The sequence below is a fragment of the Variovorax brevis genome (assembly GCF_030317105.1).
Lineage (GTDB): Bacteria > Pseudomonadota > Gammaproteobacteria > Burkholderiales > Burkholderiaceae_C > Variovorax > Variovorax brevis.
In genome coordinates, this window is the sequence record NZ_JASZYG010000001.1 from 57,756 (window position 1) to 74,441 (window position 16,686).

The 16,686-nt window shown below is 63.6% G+C and carries 14 protein-coding genes and 1 pseudogene; 12 read left to right on the forward strand and 3 right to left on the reverse strand.

The genetic code is table 11. The features are described 5' to 3' along the window. Positions 1 to 2: 2 nt before the first annotated feature. The 6 genes from QTI66_RS00245 to QTI66_RS00270 all read left to right on the forward strand — a co-directional run bounded on the left by QTI66_RS00245 (position 3) and on the right by QTI66_RS00270 (position 6,651). Complete coding sequence (locus QTI66_RS00245) at positions 3 to 1,535, forward strand: DUF1254 domain-containing protein (protein WP_286556636.1); 1,533 nt, start codon at positions 3 to 5, stop codon at positions 1,533 to 1,535. A gap of 33 nt (positions 1,536 to 1,568) precedes the next feature. Next, positions 1,569 to 3,176, forward strand: coding sequence for a DUF1254 domain-containing protein (locus tag QTI66_RS00250; RefSeq protein WP_286556637.1), 1,608 nt, complete (start codon positions 1,569 to 1,571; stop codon positions 3,174 to 3,176). Positions 3,177 to 3,214: 38 nt separating this feature from the next. Continuing rightward, positions 3,215 to 3,610, forward strand: a complete 396-nt coding sequence (locus QTI66_RS00255) for a hypothetical protein (protein WP_286556638.1) — start codon at positions 3,215 to 3,217, stop codon at positions 3,608 to 3,610. 56 nt (positions 3,611 to 3,666) lie between these two features. Then, entirely contained in the window at positions 3,667 to 4,839 is a 1,173-nt protein-coding gene (locus QTI66_RS00260; protein WP_286556639.1) for a DUF1214 domain-containing protein, read from the forward strand. Positions 4,840 to 4,904: 65 nt separating this feature from the next. Next, entirely contained in the window at positions 4,905 to 5,450 is a 546-nt protein-coding gene (locus QTI66_RS00265) for a hypothetical protein (RefSeq protein WP_286556640.1), read from the forward strand. 238 nt (positions 5,451 to 5,688) lie between these two features. Continuing rightward, complete coding sequence (locus QTI66_RS00270) at positions 5,689 to 6,651, forward strand: SphA family protein (RefSeq protein ID WP_286556642.1); 963 nt, start codon at positions 5,689 to 5,691, stop codon at positions 6,649 to 6,651. A gap of 35 nt (positions 6,652 to 6,686) precedes the next feature. Here QTI66_RS00270 and QTI66_RS00275 read toward each other — a convergent pair whose 3' ends face one another. After that, the gene (locus QTI66_RS00275) at positions 6,687 to 7,703 is read right to left on the reverse strand and encodes an AraC family transcriptional regulator (protein WP_286556643.1); all 1,017 of its coding nucleotides are present in this window, start codon (positions 7,701 to 7,703) and stop codon (positions 6,687 to 6,689) included. A 106-nt stretch (positions 7,704 to 7,809) separates the two neighbouring features. Here QTI66_RS00275 and QTI66_RS00280 point away from each other — a divergent pair, with 106 nt between their 5' ends. After that, positions 7,810 to 9,318 carry a flavin-containing monooxygenase gene (locus QTI66_RS00280; RefSeq protein ID WP_286556644.1) on the forward strand — a complete coding sequence of 503 codons (1,509 nt, stop codon included), beginning with the start codon at positions 7,810 to 7,812 and terminating at the stop codon, positions 9,316 to 9,318. Positions 9,319 to 9,335: 17 nt separating this feature from the next. Next, on the forward strand, positions 9,336 to 10,217 hold the full coding sequence (locus QTI66_RS00285; protein ID WP_286556645.1) for an alpha/beta hydrolase: 882 nt from the start codon (positions 9,336 to 9,338) through the stop codon (positions 10,215 to 10,217). A 9-nt stretch (positions 10,218 to 10,226) separates the two neighbouring features. Here QTI66_RS00285 and QTI66_RS00290 read toward each other — a convergent pair whose 3' ends face one another. Next, positions 10,227 to 11,219 (reverse strand): AraC family transcriptional regulator, encoded by a 993-nt coding sequence (locus QTI66_RS00290; RefSeq protein ID WP_286556646.1) that lies wholly within the window; start codon positions 11,217 to 11,219, stop codon positions 10,227 to 10,229. A gap of 366 nt (positions 11,220 to 11,585) precedes the next feature. Between QTI66_RS00290 and QTI66_RS00295 the strand changes: the two genes are divergently transcribed. Beyond that, complete coding sequence (locus QTI66_RS00295) at positions 11,586 to 12,383, forward strand: SDR family NAD(P)-dependent oxidoreductase (RefSeq protein ID WP_286556647.1); 798 nt, start codon at positions 11,586 to 11,588, stop codon at positions 12,381 to 12,383. 14 nt (positions 12,384 to 12,397) lie between these two features. Then, entirely contained in the window at positions 12,398 to 13,957 is a 1,560-nt protein-coding gene (locus QTI66_RS00300; protein WP_286556648.1) for a DUF1254 domain-containing protein, read from the forward strand. A 652-nt stretch (positions 13,958 to 14,609) separates the two neighbouring features. Here QTI66_RS00300 and QTI66_RS00305 read toward each other — a convergent pair. Next, on the reverse strand, positions 14,610 to 15,581 hold the full coding sequence (locus tag QTI66_RS00305; RefSeq protein ID WP_444814928.1) for an IS1595 family transposase: 972 nt from the start codon (positions 15,579 to 15,581) through the stop codon (positions 14,610 to 14,612). A 58-nt stretch (positions 15,582 to 15,639) separates the two neighbouring features. Here QTI66_RS00305 and QTI66_RS39880 point away from each other — a divergent pair. Together QTI66_RS39880 and QTI66_RS39885 are read left to right on the forward strand one after the other, a co-directional pair. Further along, positions 15,640 to 16,005: pseudogene (locus tag QTI66_RS39880) on the forward strand (phage integrase N-terminal SAM-like domain-containing protein); the annotation flags it as partial. Positions 16,006 to 16,102: 97 nt separating this feature from the next. Beyond that, positions 16,103 to 16,669 carry a tyrosine-type recombinase/integrase gene (locus QTI66_RS39885; protein ID WP_444814929.1) on the forward strand — a complete coding sequence of 189 codons (567 nt, stop codon included), beginning with the start codon at positions 16,103 to 16,105 and terminating at the stop codon, positions 16,667 to 16,669. Positions 16,670 to 16,686 lie beyond the last annotated feature (17 nt).

Below are 16,686 nucleotides of genomic sequence, written 5' to 3' on the forward strand. Positions count from 1 at the left end.
CCATGAAATGCAACCCTAAGCTGCGCCCAGAGGCGACGCACAGCACTGCCGCGGCCGTGCTGGCGCTCTTCGTCACAACGATGACGGGGTGCGCGCAGACCACGCAAGTGCAGCCGCAGACGACTGATACCCGCATCGGCAAACTGAGCTTCGAGAGCGGATTCCCCTCCGAGGAGACAGCGCGCAAGCTGTTCGACGAGATGGACTACCAGCGCGCCGTGCAAGCCTACTTGTGGGGCTACCCGGCGGTTTCGTTCGAGTCGATTCGCGTTGGCACCCTGCGCGACCTCGGCGCTGATCTCACCGACATTGTCATCGCTGACAACTACGCCGACCCCAAGGGCCGCTGGCTCACGGCCAATGACACCACCATCTACGGGTACACCAACGTGGACCTTGGCAAGTCGGGACCGCTCGTTGTCGAGATCCCATCTGGCGCGCTCGTCGGAATCATCGACGACTTCTGGCAGAGATCCATCTCCGACGTTGGCCTGCCCGGGCCCGACGGCGGCAAGGGCGGCAAGTACCTGCTTCTGCCGCCCGGGTACAAGGGCAACGTCCCGAAGACGGGGTACTACGTCCTCCAGGGAACGATGAACAACTACAACGTCATGGTCCGCGGCATCGTCCAGAAGGGCGACAGGAACGGCGCGGTGCAGACCGTCAAGCGGGTCAAGGTTTATCCGCTGAGCGAAAGCCGCGATCCCAGGCCGAACAAGTTCACGTCCATGTCGGGGAAGGTCATGGATACGACCCCGCCAACGGGGATGGCGTACTGGGAGCGTCTGTCGGCGTTCATCAACAACAACCCCGTCCAGGCGCGTGACTTGTTCTACATGGCCATGGTCAAGCCACTGGGCATTGAGAAGGGCAAGGAGTTCAAGCCCGATGCCCGGCAGCGCGCGATCCTCGAAGAGGCTGCACGGATGGGCGATGCCATGGGCCGTGTGATGCTGTTCGACGGACCCGACCGATTCCGGCAGGTTGGAGAAGGTCTGGGAATCGATCCGTTTCCCGGCACGAACTGGCACTGGGTGTTCCAGGTGAATCCGGTCCAGCAAACCGACTCATACGGCCAGATCGACGAACGGCTGCACTACACCTACGGCGCGATCTACACGACGCCTGCGCTGGGCATCATGAAGGCGGGTCCTGGCGGCAACTACGCCCAGGCGTTCAAGGACAGGAACGGTGACCGGCTTGTGGGCGGGAAGTCCTATCGCCTGCGCGTGCCTGCCAATGCACCGGCCCAGCAGTTCTGGTCGCTGACGCTCTATGACACCGCGACCCGCTCGATGATCCAGAACCCGTCCAACGACTCGGCGCGCTCGTCGCTCGACCAACTCAAGACCAACGCGGACGGTTCGATTGACCTGTACTTCGGGCCCCTCGCAAGCGCTCCCGCAGGCATGGAAGCCAACTGGATCGAGACGCTGCCCGGCAAGGGCTTCTACCCAATGATGCGGTTCTACACCCCCAAGGCGGGCCTGTTCGACGGGACATGGAAGCTGCCCGACATCGAGCCCATGAGATGAGCGAACACCACACACCACACAGAGGATCTCTCCATGAAAACCAGACAACTCATCACCGCGACGTTCGCGCTGTCGCTCAGCGTCGCTACCGCGATCTCCATCGCCCAAACGATTCCGCCTGCCATCACGACGCCGGACAAGGTCGAAACCAGCATCGGCACGCTGGAGTTCAGGGACGGCGCCCCCAGCGCGGCGACGGCGCAGAAGGTGCGCGACAGCCTGGACTACATACGCGGCGTGGATGCCTTCATGAACAGCATCTCGGGCGTGTCGGCGTATGCGATCCGAAAAGGCTTCCAGAGCATCGGGGCCGAAGACAACACGGTCGTCATGTTTTCCGAGCTGATGGACTCGAACTCGCTCTTTCTCACCCCCAATGCAGACACCCTCTATACGCTCTCCGCGCTCGACCTGACCAAGGGCCCGCTGGTCATTGAAGTGCCGCCGGCGCAGCTCGGCACGATCAACGACATGTGGTTCGGCTGGGTCATCGACATCGGCTTTCCCGGCCCTGACCGGGGCGAAGGCGGCAAGTACCTCGTCGTGCCACCGGGCTATGACGGCCCGCTTCCCGACAGCGGCTTCCACGTAGGCCACTCCAAGACCTTGCACGTGCTCTACGCCGTTCGCGCCTTCATGCAGAACAACGATCCCAAGCCCGCCGCGGCGTCGATCAAGCAGTCGCTGAAGATCTATCCGTACCGGCCGGGAGGCTACGGCACCGGCTTGTCCACCATCCTTGAAGGCAAGGTCAGGCCGGGGCCTGCCGCAGCCATCCCGCCGACCAAGTTTATCGAGGCCAGTGGCAAGGCTTTCAACACCATCCCACCGAACGACTTCTCGTACTTTGAAATGCTCAACGAGCTGGTGCAGATGGAGCCCGCGACGTCTTTCAATGTCGAGCTCTCGGGCCAACTGGCGGCCATTGGCATCGCGAAAGGCAAGCCCTTCAATCCGGACGCCCGGATGAAGAAGATCCTCACGGACGCAGCCGCCGTGGGTAATGCAGCCGGCCGTGTGCTGAACTGGGGAGCCGCCGACTATCCCGGTTGGGCTTACTACCCGAAATCGACGTGGGCCAGCATGCTGTGGCAGGGCGGCTATGACTTCCAGACGCCGCCACCGATGGTGACCAAGGAAGGCATCAAGCCCTTCCCGCCAACGGGCGCCCGGACCCTCGATTCGCGCGCGGCCTTCTACTACGGCTACACGATGGACTCGCCGGGGATGATCATGCGGCTGACCAACGTCGGCTCGCAGTACCTGATGGCCTTCACGGATCCGGACAAGACCCCTTTCGACGGAGCCAAGACCTACAAGGTGACGCTGCCGAAGGACATCCCCGCAGCCAGGTTCTGGTCGCTGACCCTGTACGACAACCAGACCCGCTCGATGCTGCAAACGCCGCAGCGCTCCCCACGCGCGGGCAGCCAGACCTTTCCCTCACCGGCTGCGGTCGCGAACGCGGATGGCACCACCACGGTCTATTTCGCCCCGACGAAGCCAGCCGCTGCCAAGGAGGGCACCTGGATCCAGACAGCGCCTGGCAAGGGGTACTTCGTGATCCTGCGCCTGTACAGCCCGCTCGAATCGTTCTTTGACAAGACCTGGAGACCGAGCGAGATCGAGTTGGTGAAGTAGGCAAAGGTTCGGCCGTACAACATTTCGAGGAGCCCCTCATGAAAACCAGGCAAACCAACAACCTTGTCGCCGCTGTCGCGATGCTCACACTCGCCGTCGCCGCCATGTCTGCCAGCGCCCAAGGCGACATGCCCCAGGCCATCAGGACGCCGGATCGTGTGGAATCGAGCCGGCTTGGCCCCCTCAACTTCAAGGACGGCTTCCCCGACAATGCCACCGCGCAGAAGCTCTTCGACGAACTGGACTACGTCCATGCGATCGAGGCAGTCATCGGCGGCTATGCAGCCGTGAACCAACTGGCGCTTCTCAAGGGATTCAGGGCGGCCGGGGTCAACGACAACGACGTCCTGGTGACGCCGGGCCTCATGGATGCCAAGTCACTCTTCCTCACGGCCAATGCCGACACCTACTATTTCTGGGCCTACCTGGCCTGACCAAGGGGCCACTCGTCGTCGAGACCCCGCCGGACAGTCTGGGCATCTTCGACGACATGTTCTGGAACTGGATCGGCGATTTCGGCTTCCCCGGACCCGACCGCGGGCAGGGCGGACGATACGTGCTGCTGCCCCCCGGCTACACAGGCGAAGTGCCCGAAGGCGGTTACTACGTGCGCAAGTCCAACACGACCCATGTCGCGTTGGTGGGTCGGGCGTTCCTGCAGAACAACGATCCCAAGCCCGTCGATGCAATCGTCAAGAAGACGCTCAGGATCTATCCCTATGTGCCTGGCGGCGAGGGAACGAGCATCGCCAGCTATCTGGCCGGGAAGGCAACCATCGGCACCTTGAGCAAGCCGGCCAGCCCCCGATTCGTGGAAGGCACCGGCAAGGTGATGAACACCATCCCGCCCACGGATTTCAGCTTCTTCGAGATGCTGAACGAGGCCGTGCAGATGCAGCCTGCCGGCGTGATGGATCCCGAGATCGCAGGCCATCTCGCCGCGATCGGCATCGTGAAAGGCAAACCCTTCAATCCCGATGCCCGCATGAAACGGATCCTCACCGAGGGCCTCGCCGTGGCGAATGCCGCCAGTCGGGCGATGTCGATCGGTGGGCGTCCATCGGAGGGCTTTGGCTACTACGGCGCCGACTCCCAGTGGATCAATGGACTGTGGGTCGGGGGCCATGAGTTCATGACGCCGCCGGCGGAAATCACGAAGGATGGGCTCAAGCCGTATCCCAACGATGGCGCGCGCAAGCTGAACGCGCGAACCTGGTTCTTTTATTCAGTCACCGGCATCACGCCGGCCATGGCCATGCGCCTGCCCAACGTCGGCTCTCAGTATCTTGAGAACTTCCGGGACACCCAGGGCAACCCATTCGATGGCAGCAAGACCTACAAGGTCACCCTGCCGCCGAATATTCCGGCCGCCCGGTTCTGGTCGTTCACCGTGTACGACAACCAGTCGCGCTCGATGCTCGACACCCCGCAACGCTATCCACGCGCGGGCAGCCAGACCTATCCATCACCTGCCGCCAAGGCGAGCGCCGACGGCCCGACCACGGTTTACTTTGCGCCGACACAGCCTGCCGGTGTCGAGCGAGGCAACTGGATCCAGACCGATCCCAAGAAGGGCTGGTGGACGATCCTGCGCCTGTACAGCCCATTGCCACCTTTCTTCGACAAGAGCTGGAGACCGGGCGAGATCGAGTTGGTGAAGTGAGCCACGCCGACCAGGACATTGCTGCCGCTCGGGCAGCTCACCCATTACATCGGAAGGAGTTCGTCATGAGCAATGCAACCATGGCCATGCGCGGCGAAGCAGCGGTCACGCACGCAGACCTGGGCTGGAAATTCATCCGCTGGGGTTTGGGCCTGTTCATCACCGGATTCGTCGTGGGATTCATTCCGATCCTGCACTACTTCCCCGGCGCGCAGGCGGGAGATGTCGGCCCGGTGTTCCTGAAGAACGTCACGCTGTGGTGGGGCTGTCCCGCGATCCTGGCCGAGATGACGCTCAAGACCGGCAGCCTTGGGATGATCGCCATCGGTTTGTGCTACCTCGCCGCGGTCCGCCAAGGTGCGTCGCCGGGCATTTCCAGCCATGAGCGTCTGGCGCCCACGCTCTGCGCCTACGGACTCGTCGCCGAACTCGTGACGGCCGGTGTGGGCTACGCCGTCTGCAACATGGTCTGGCCGAACTTCTTTTTTGAACCGGTGCAGGCCGGAAAGAACACGTGGCTGGCGCTGCAGGGACTCAGCATCCTGGTCTATTTCGTGGGCGCTTGCTATGCGGTTGCCGGTGTCCGCAGAGCGGCGCCTCAACGGCGATGAAACGCTTTCTCGTGAAGTGGTTCTGGCAAGACGGACGATGGCAAGCCGTGGCTTGGTTCTGCGGCATCGCGGCGGGCGCGTTCTGGATCTACTCAGGCGCACCGATGATTTGCCATTGACCGGTTCGCAAGGACTGGGCAGGCCAACGAGATGGCGGGTTCCGACCTTCGACGATACGGCGGGAGATCCGTCAGTGCTTCAAGTGTTCATCGACGGTTGCTGCGAGGAGTCAACCACCATGCAAGCTGGACAGTTCAAATTCGCCGCCGCGGCGTTGCTGGTCTCCGCATCGACGGTGTCGCAGGCCGACGAGGGTGGCATGAGCTTCTGGCTGCCGGGGCAGTTCGGCAGCTTCGCAGCCGTACCGGGCGATCCTGGCTGGTCTCTGCCACTCGTGTATTACCACACCAGCGCGGATGCGGGCGTCGGCAAATCGTTCCCGCGCGGCGGGCAGGTGAGGGCAGGATTGGACGTGACGGCGGACCTCTTGTTCGCCATCCCCACCTACGTGTTCACCGAGCCCCTGTTGGGCGGACAGGCCAGCGTCAGCGTCGCTGGAGTCTTCGGGCGCACCAAAGTCGGCGTGGACGCGACGCTGACGGGTCCGGGTGGCCTCACGCGAACAGGAAGTCAAAGCGACTCCCTGACCGGCGGAGGCGACCTGTACCCGTCTGCTTACCTGAAATGGAATCGCGGTGTCCACAACTTCATGGCCTACACGATGGCGGGCGTGCCGGTCGGCGCGTATCAAGCGGAGCGGTTGGCCAACCTGGGCACCAACCACTGGTCGCTGGACGCCGGCGGCGGCTACACCTATCTCGACCCGAAGGCCGGCCACGAGTTCTCTGCAACGCTTGGCTTCACCTACAACTTCGAGAATCCCGACACGGACTACCAGAACGGCATCGACGGCCACCTCGATTGGGCGGCCTCGCAGTTTCTTTCAGAGCAACTGCATGTCGGCCTGGTGGGCTACTTCTATCAACAACTGACGGGCGACAGCGGTGCAGGTGCAACCCTCGGGGACTTCAAGTCGCGGGTCTACGCTGTCGGCCCGCAGATCGGCTACTTCTTCCCGGTGGGTGGGCAGAAGTGGTACGTCAACCTCAAGGGCTACTACGAGTTCGAGGCCCGGAACCGGCCCAAGGGGTGGAACACATGGATCACACTGGCCATCCCTTTCGGAGGGCAGAAGAAGTAGCCCGCCAAGTTCGCGCAGCGTTCGCGCGCGAACAGCTACTTCGCCCGCTCGCTCTCGCGCAGTGCTGATGGAGGCACACCGAACCAGCGGCGGCAGGAACGACTCATCGCAGAGTGCTCGGAAAATCCGAGGAGGTCGGCGAGCTGGCCGAGGGGCAGCTTCGTTTCGCGAAGATAGTGCAACGCGGCCTCCTTGCGCGCGTCTTCGCGAATCGTCTCGAAGGTCGTGCATTCAATCGCCAGGTGGCGCTGCAAGGTGCGTGGATGTAGGCCCAGAAGTAGCGCGACCTCGGTCTTGCTGCCCTGCGAGGTCCCCAAGGTCCGGCGCAGCGCGAGTCGCACACGCGCCGATACGCTTTCACCGGGGTCCCTGAAGTTCATCTCAAGATAGTTCTCGGTGATCTGTCGCAGGATGGGGTTCGCGCCGCGCATGTCTGTGTGCAGCGTTTCACGGCTGATGTACAGCGCTGCCCGCGGTTGCTCCGTGAACACCGGCGCATTGAAAAAACGCTTGTATGTGGCGATGGGCGCCAAAGGTGCGTGCGGGATGGCGACGCCGAGCAGCCGGTAGCGTTCTCCCGCAAGCAACCGCGTGATGTGGTGCATGTCGCCCAGGCACAGGTCGATGGTCTGACGCTGCGCAGGAAGCTTGGCAAGGCGGATCTCCGCGGTCATCTCCGCAGCGCCCTTGATCGTCGGGCTTTCTTCGTGAATCTCTATCACCAGCCCGGGGCTGTGCACGAACAGGTGGCGGGCAACGAAGTCCCAAGCCTCCCTGACCGAAGGCGCATTCTGAAGAATGATCCCCAATGGGCCCAGCACGTTGATGTCCTGAGCCAGCGCCAGACGCAATCCGAAATCAGGGCAACCCGTCGCGACGGCGCTGGCCTCCAGCAATTGGACACACGCACGCAGCGATAGAAGTGCCTCCTCGTCGGCCAGCGAGCTTGCCGCGATGTGGTAGCGCCGCAGCAAGGGTCCGGGGTCTGTACCCAAGCGACGCATGAGCCCCGCATATCCCTGCAGGCCGCTCGATCGAACAAATGCAGTCATGTCTCAAAATGTCAAGCAATCGTCTCGTCGTGTCAAGAAGAGAAGAGGGCCGACGGGAATACTCCTGCCATCCGACAACCCATCCACACACATGCGAAAGAAAGACATGGAGACAAACCACTACGACGTCCTGATCATCGGTGCCGGCCTGTCCGGCATCGGCATGGCCTGCCATCTGCAGAAGGAATGCCCCGGCAAGCGCGTCGGCATCCTGGAGCGGCGCAAGGCCATCGGCGGCACTTGGGACCTGTTCCGCTACCCGGGCATCCGCTCCGACTCGGACATGTTCACCTTCGGCTACAAGCTGCGCCCCTGGCACGAACTGAAGGTGCTGGCCGATGGGCCGTCGATCCGCCAGTACGTGACCGATACGGCACGCGAGTTCGGCGTCGACAGGAAGATCCGCTTCGGCATCAAGACGACGCAGGCTTCGTGGGCTAGCGGACAGAAGCGCTGGACCTTGAGCTGCATCGACGAGGAAAGCGGCGAAGACGTCACCTTCACCTGCAGCTACCTGGTGAGCTGCACCGGCTACTACAACCACGACGCCGGCTACCAGCCGAGCTTCCCCGGCATCGAGCGCTTCAAGGGCCAGACCATCCATCCGCAGTTCTGGCCGGAGCAACTCGACTACCGCGGCAAGCGCGTGGTGGTGATCGGCAGCGGCGCGACGGCGGTGACGCTGGTGCCCAGCATGGCCGACAAGACGGCCCACATCACGATGCTGCAGCGCTCGCCCAGCTACGTGTTCTCGCTGCCCTCGTACGACAAAATCTCCGAGGTACTGCAGCGCGTGCTGCCCGACCGCTGGGTCTTCGGCATGGCGCGCAAGCGCAACCTGCTGCTGGCACGCGTGATCTACAAGGCCTCCAAGCGCTGGCCCGAGCAGGTGCGCAGGCTGCTGCTGGCCGGCGTGCGCAAGCAGGTGGGCGAGAACTTCGACATGACGCACTTCTCGCCCCAATACAAGCCCTGGGACCAGCGCCTGTGCGCGGTGCCCGATGCCGACCTGTTCAAGGCGATCCGCGCCGGCAAGGCCTCGGTCGTGACCGACCATATCGACACCTTCACCGAGAACGGCATCCGCCTGAAGTCCGGCAAGGAACTGCAGGCCGACATCATCGTGACGGCAACCGGCCTGCAGATCCAGTCCTTCGGCGGCATGGAACTGCGGGTGGACGGAAAGACCGTCCCGGTGAACGAACGGATGACCTACAAGGGCACGCTGCTGCAGGACGTGCCGAACATGGGCTGGATCTTCGGCTACATCAATGCCTCTTGGACGCTCAAGGTCGACATGGCTGCGGCCTACATCTGCCGCCTGCTCAATCACATGGATGCCAAGGGCATCGACGTCGTCACCGCGCGCGCGCCGCAGGGGCAGGTGCAGAACGAATCGATCGTCGCGGCGCTGCAATCGGGCTATGCGCAACGCGGCTCGGCGGCGTTGCCGCGCCAAGGCAAGGGGCTGCCGTGGCGCATCCTGCATAGCCCGGAAAAGGACCATGTGATGCTGCTGAAGGACCCGGTGGAGGATGCGGCGCTGGAGTTCGGCAGCGCGCATGCCGGCCGCGGCACGGCGCCGCGCAGTGCCCCGCTCTCCGCGGCTGCCTGAGCGCGGGCGCTTCGATCATGAAGAGCATCGACTCCTCCTTCAAGAGCGCGGGCCTGCACTGCGCCGGCACGCTGCTGCTGCCCAGCCGGGGCGAGCGCCCGCCGGTCATCGTCATGGCGCACGGCTTTGCCGGCGTGCGCGCCATGCTGATGCCGCATGCACAGCGCTTCGTCGAGGCCGGCTATGCCGTCTACCTGTTCGACTACCGCAACTTCGGCGACAGCGAAGGCCTGCCGCGCCACTGGGTCGATCCGTTCCGCCACCTGAAGGATTGGGACGCGGCCATCCGGCACGTGAAGTCCCTGCAGCATGTGGACGGCGAGCGCATGGTGCTGTGGGGCACCTCGTTGTCGGGCGGGCACGTGGTGTGCATGGCGGCGCGCGGGCACCGCATCGCGGCGGTGATCGCCGGGCATCCGCTGATGAGCGGGCTGGGCGCCGTCGCGCACATGCCCCTCATGAAAGTCCTCAAGCTCACCTTGGCAGGGCTGCGCGACCTGGCCGGCAGCCTCATCGGCAAGCCGCACTACCTGCCCGTGGTCGGCCGCCCCGGCGACTTTGCCGTGCTGACCGGTCCCGAGGCTTGGGGCGGCATGCAGGAACTCCAGGCCATCCTCGACGTGCCGTGGGAGAACAAGGTGCTGGCACGCGTGGCGCTGAAGATCCCGCGCTACAACCCGATCCGCAAGGCACGCCGGGTGCGGGTGCCGACGCTGGTGATCGCGGGCTCCAACGACAGCATCGTCTCGGCCGAGGTCGCGCAGAAGGCCGCGGGCCGCATGCAAAACGCGCGCTTCACGCTGCATGCGTCGGACCACTTCCAGCCCTACTACGGTGACTACCTGGACGAGAACGTGCGCGCGCAGTTGGCGTTCCTGCACAGGCACGTGGCGGTCTGAGCACTTGCGTCAGCGCGCCTTGCGCCAGGCGCTGGGCGTGGTGCCGTACCAGCGCTTGAACGCATGCGAGAACGAACTCTGCTCGACATAGCCCAGCAGTGCGGCCACCTGCGACATGCGCAGCACCCGGTCACCGAGGTACAGCGCAGCATGCTCGCGGCGCACGTCGTCGACCAGCTTCTCGAACACCAGCCCCTTTTCTTCCAGCCGGCGCTGCAAGGTGCGCACGCTGACGCAGTGTTCCTGCGCGATGGCTTCGAGCTGGCAGCGGCCCTGCGGCAGCAGCTTGCGGATCCAAGCGTCCATCTGCTCGTCGAAAGCCAGCTGTGAAGGCTCTGCGATCTTGCCGATGTAGTCGACCGCGATGGCTTTCATCTCGGTGTTGTGCTCGCGGGTCGGCCGCGCCATGTCGCCGGCGAAGTAGTCGACGCCGAAGGAGCCCTGGGAAAAGCGCACCGGGCAGCCGAACACCCGCGCATAGAAGTCGGCCGCCAGCAGCGGTGCGTGCGAGAAGTAGACGCCGCGAAAACGCACGTTGTTGCCCACCAGGTGGCGGATCACCTGCAGGTTGATGGCCAGGCACCATTCCTCGAACTGGCGCGCCATGCCCGGACGCGGCACCTGGGTCAGGTAGGCCAGGCGCGGCCCCTTGGACGTGCGCTGAAACTCCAGCGCCAGTGCGGGATTCAGCATGTTCATGTAGGGCACGGCAGCTTCGATGGCCTCGCCAAGGGTGCCGGCCTGGATGCCGGCGGCGATCGGGCCGATCGGGTCGCGGCCCTGCGCCAGGCCCAGCCGGATGCCGAAGTCCGCGCAGTCCAGGTCCTCGGCGCAGGCCTCCAGCAGCCGGATCAGCGGCGCGGCGGGAATATTCAGCTCGCCCACGTCGGCGCGATGCAGCGGCAGCTTGAAGCGCACCTCGTAGAGATGCGCATCGCCGCCCAGCTTGTTGATCAGCTCCGCAATGCCTCGCAGCACCCATCCGCGCAGGTACGCCGTCATGTGGGTTCCTCGTCTGGATTGCGTGGCATTCAATCACAAATCTCTGTCGCCAAGCAACAAATTCGGAAGGGGCCTCCCCTTCGAGAATTCATCTCTATCGGCAGGCGTGCAAACAGCGCCGAGGCCGACGAAATGCACACCAAAAATTGGAGACAAGACACATGGCCACGTATGCCGAATCAGCCCTGAGGCGCTAACGCGCGCAAGCCTCTTCGCATGCGAAGACAACGCCGCCCACAAGGCTGCGCGTCACTGCGAAGAACACATCACAGCACAGAGAAACGAGCGGCACGGCGTGCCGCCGAGGCATGCCTGCGCCCGGCGCCGCTGCACCACGACTTCATCACGCAACTCCAGGAGACAGACATGGGATTCTTTACCGGCAAGGTTGCCGTCATCACGGGTGCCGCTTCCGGCATCGGCCGCGCGCTCGCGCTCGAACTGTCCAGGCGAGGCGCGCGCCTGGCGCTGTCGGACATCGACATGGACGGCCTCGCGCAGACCCGCTCGCTGTGCGGTGCAGCCGAAGTCCGGGTCTACCGGCTCGACGCGTCGAGCCGAGAGAGCTTCGACGCGCATGCCAGGGATGTGACGCGCGACTTCGGCGCGGCGCACCTAGTGTTCAACAACGCCGGCGCCACCGTGATCGGCACCATCGAACACCTGACCATCGAAGAGATCGAGTGGCAGCTGGGCATCAACCTGTGGGGCGTGATCTACGGCACCAAGGCTTTCCTGCCCGCCATGTTGGCGCAGAAGCAGGGCTGGATCGTCAACATCTCCAGTGTGTTCGGCTTCGTCAGCTACCCGTCCCAAGGCGCGTACAACATCTCGAAGTTCGGTGTGCGCGGCCTTACGGAGTGCCTGTGGCAGGAACTGGAAGGCAGTGGCGTGCGCGCGGTATGCGTTCATCCGGGCGGCATCCGGACCAGTATCGAGAAAACCGGACGCCGCTCGGTCAACGCCGGCGAGGCGGAAGTCGGCTTCACCGCGATCGCGAAGAAGCTGATGGTTACGCCGCCAGAAAAGGTGGCCGCGGACGTGCTCAACGGCATCGAGCGCGGCAAGCGCCGCATCCTCACTGGCAAGTTTTCCTCGACCCTGCACTGGCTCTCGCGTCTGCTGCCCAACCACTACCCGAGCCTCGTGCGACTGATGGGCTGACAGTGAGACAGGCCATGAACACCGTACCCTGCAAGCACTTCGCCGCCACGGCACTCGCCGCCGCGCTGGCCATCGTCAGCCCGCTCACCTTCGCCGACGCGCCGCCGACGCCCGGCTTCAACACCCCGATCCCCGCCAAAATCATGACGCCCGACACGGTGCAAACGCGCTTGGGGACGCTCAAGTTCGTCGACGGCGTGCCCACCGCCGAGACCGCCGAGAAGGCCTACGGCAACCTGGACTTCCTGCGCGGCGTCGAGGTCTTCCTCAACTTTATCCCGGCGGCCTCGATGGAGGCGATCCGCGAAGGCCAAGCCGGGCTGGGTGCCGTCAAGAGCCACCAAGCCCTCATCTTCGACCAGTTGCTCGACTCCAATCCGCTGCTGCTCACCGGCAACACCGACACCGTCTATTGCCTGGCCATGCTGGATCTGCAGGCCGACGGCCCGACCGTGGTCGAGGTCCCGCCCGGCAGCGGCCCCGGCACGGTGAACGATGCGCTGTTCCGCTTCGTCGTCGACATGGGCGGACCGGGCCCCGACCGGGGGCAGGGCGGCAAGTACCTGATCGTGCCCACGGACTACAAGGGCGCCTTGCCCAAGTCGAAGGAGGAGGGCGGCGACTACTACATTGCGCGTTCGCCCTCGTCCGTGAACCTGCTGGTGCTGCGCGGCTTCCTGAAGGATGGCAAGCCCGACGCCGCGTCGAAGCAGTTCCGCGACGGCATCAAGATCTACGCGCTGGACAAGGCGGCCAATCCGCCGCCGATGCAGTTCATCAACGCTTCGAAGGTGCCCTACAACACGGTGCACGCCAACGACATCGATTTCTACCGCGAGGTGGACAGCATGATCCAGAAGGAGCCGCTTGACCTGCTCGACCCGGAGGCGCGCGGTTTGGCAGCGTCCATCGGCATCCGCAAGGGCAAGCCCTTCGCGCCCGACGAACGCATGAAGAAGATCCTCGCCGAGTCGGCCGCCGTCGGCAATGCCACCGCGCGCTCGATCTTCTTCCGCAACCGCGACGCGCGCGCCGCCAAGTTCCAGGGCAGCCACTGGACCGACGGCTTCGTCGGCAGCGACTACCGCTGGCTCGACGTGGATGGCGTGTCCGGCCGCAACCTGGATGCCCGCACCAACTTCTTCTACATCGCCGTCGTCAACACGCCGGCCATGAGCGCAAAGCTGGTAGGCCGTGGCTCGCAATACGCGATGAATGCGATGGACAGCACCGGCAAGCCCTTCGACGGCGCCAAGAGCTACCGTCTGCACGTCCCCGCCAACGTCCCGGCCAAGGACTTCTGGTCGGTGGTGCTCTACGACACGCAGACGCGCTCGGAACTGCAGACGAAGCAGCCCTTCCCCAGCAAGAACAACAAGCGCGACCAGCTTCTGGTCAATGCCGACGGCTCGGTGGACCTGTATTACGGCCCGAAGGCGCCGGCCGGCAAGGAAGCGAACTGGACGCAGACCGTGCCGGACAAGGGCTGGTTCGCCGTGCTACGCCTCTACGGCCCGCTGGAGCCATGGTTCGAGAAGGCTTGGCGTCCGGGCGAGTTCGAGGAGCTGAAGTGATGGCCACCAGCGCAATCGCCGCGATGAGCCTGCGCAGCCGGCCTTCGGTCCTCTCGACCGTCGACCTGGGCTGGAAATTCGTAGCCTCGGCTTGTTCATCACCGGATTCGTGACCGGCTTTGCGCCCATCCTCCACTACATGACTTGGGCATGATCGGCATCGGCCTGGCCTACCCGGCGGCGGCGCGGCACGGCACCACCCACTTCGTGGGCCGCGCGAGCGCGGGGCGCTCACAGATGCGCGCTGGCGGCAAGAGTAGAGGTGTGATTCATGTGCGAACTCCAACCGATGAGAGAATCAGCACGTTGGGCGCGCCCTTGAAGTAACCATCGTCGGGCGCTCATTTGGGCTCGACAATCACGTCCACACGCCCTGACTGCACTGCCTTTTTCAAGATCTCGTGGCCGCGTTCGCTCTGGTCCGCATAGGCTGTGGCGAACTTGGCGATCGCCTTGTCGAAGACGTCGCTCTTGCATAGCTCGCGGAGAGCTTCAAACCGCGGTAGCTAACAGCGCCGGGGCGACGTCAGCTTGTGGATGTACAGCGGTCCTTCCTCTTGCAAGTATGAACGGCGGGTCATGGCCGATCCCAGACGAACGGCGGCGGTAGCCATCCAACAGTTGCAGTCAAAATTTGGTTGAACGACCTCTCTCACTGCTGCCTTCGTTTGGCCTTCTTTCGCGTCACATTGGCATAGGTGATTGGGTCCGCAACCACGGCTTGCTGGAGCAGTCGATAAAACAACATGCCACGAGACCCTGAAGTGCGGCGGTTGAAGCGAAACGCGAACTCATTGAGATAAGCATCGAGATGCTGGGGCTGCACAGAGCCATGATGCGTCCCTAATACCCAGCGCTTAACCAACGCCGCGAGTCTGTGCACTCCCGCCATCGAGACATGAGCTGGCACCGGCGAACCGAGCATCACCGTACGCTGATGGCCATAGCCGAGATCCGGAAGAGTGGCATATGCAGCTGAACCATCGGTTCGTACTTCAGTGCCCGGCTCGATATTGGCTTCGATGAATGGAATCAAGAATTGCGCCGAACCTCTCGGAATGCTTTGAAGTCGAAGCCGCCCAAACCCTTTCGGCTCTAGCAGTTCCACCGCTATCGCAACCAGCAATTTGGAGGTGTTGCTCTTTCCTCTGCTCGCTGGGGTTTCCCGGTCAGTGAGGGCCATATAGGTCTCATCGACTTCGACAACGCCCTTAAGCTTTTCCCGCCCGGGGCGGATCATCGCGCTGCGAAACCGATGCAGCATCGTCCAAGCTGTTTGGTAGCTGCCCAAGCCCAATACTCGTTGGAGGCCCAACGCGCTAACCCCTTGCTTTTGATTCGTCACGTACCAAGCGGCAGCAAGCCACACTCGCAGGGGAGTGCGAGTTTTGTCGAAGATGGTGCCCGCTGTGACTGTCGTCTGATGTTGGCAATGCTTGCACATCAAACGAGTGCGGCTAGCTCGGTACGCCTCATCAAGCACACCGCATTTGGGACAACTGAATCCGCCGTCCCACCGGAGTTTTTCAAGATAGGCAATGCAATCGTCTTCCGACGAGAACCAATCCAGAAATTCGTTCCAGTTCTTTGGGTAATCCCTTCCAGCGACCGGCGCCAGACTCATAGCTGATCACCAGCGGACTGTTATGGAGCTAATAGGATACCCCATGTTTTCATCCAGTATGATACTGCCGCCTAATACGGTGCCCGAGTACAGGGTCCGGCAACGGTCTGAAGAGCGCCGCGACGTAGGTCATCATGCACGAAGTCTCCGGGAATGGCCCTCCTCACATGCCGCCAGGGCTCGGCTTTGGCCGTCGGTGGTCGTGCGCGAATTGCCGGCGCTGCGCGCTGTTCACCTGCTGGACCAACTGCGCAAGCGCATTCGGGGCCTTCACTACAGCCCGCGCACGGAAGAGGCATACCTGCATTGGTGCAAGGCCTTCATCCGCTTCCACGGCGGGCGTCACCCGGCGGATATGAGCGCGGCGGAGGTGGAGGCTTTTCTTCAGCATTTGGCCAGCCAGCGCGGCGTATCGGCGTCCACGCACAACCAAGCCCTGTCGGCTTTAAACTTTCTCTACACGAAGGTGCTGCAGCTGCCCTGGCTGAACGAGATCGGCGGGCCCAGATCGACGCCTGCCGGTGGTGCTCACCCGCGCGGTGCTGGCGCTGTTGGCCGGCCTCAGCGGCGAGCACGGCTGGCTGGCGAGGCTGATGTACGGCACGGGCCTGCGCCTAAGCTTGGCGCTGCAGTTGCGGGTGAAAGACTTGGACTTCGGCATGCGCGCCGTCATCGTGCGCGAGGGGGAGAGTGGCAAGGACAGGGTGGTGATGCTGCCGGAGCGCCTTGTCCAGCCCTTGCGCGAGCAGTTGGCCCGCGCTCGCTCCATCTGGCAGCAAGACGCCGCCGAGCATCGCAGCGGCGTGGAAATGCCGCACGCGCTGGAGCGAAAGTACCCGCGCGCCGGTTCGGCTTGGGCATGGTTCTGGGTGTTCCCGCAAGGCCACCATTTGACCGATCCGCTCAGCGGCGTTGTGCGCCGCCACCACGTGTACGACCAAACCTTCCAGCGCGCCTTCAAACGGGCCGTTCGAGCCGCAGGCATCGACAAGCCTGCCACGCCGCATACCTTGCGTCACGCGTTCGCGACGCATCTACTGCAAACCGGATATGACATTCGCACGGTGCAGGATCTGCTCGGTGGATAGCGTCAAGCAGCATGGCC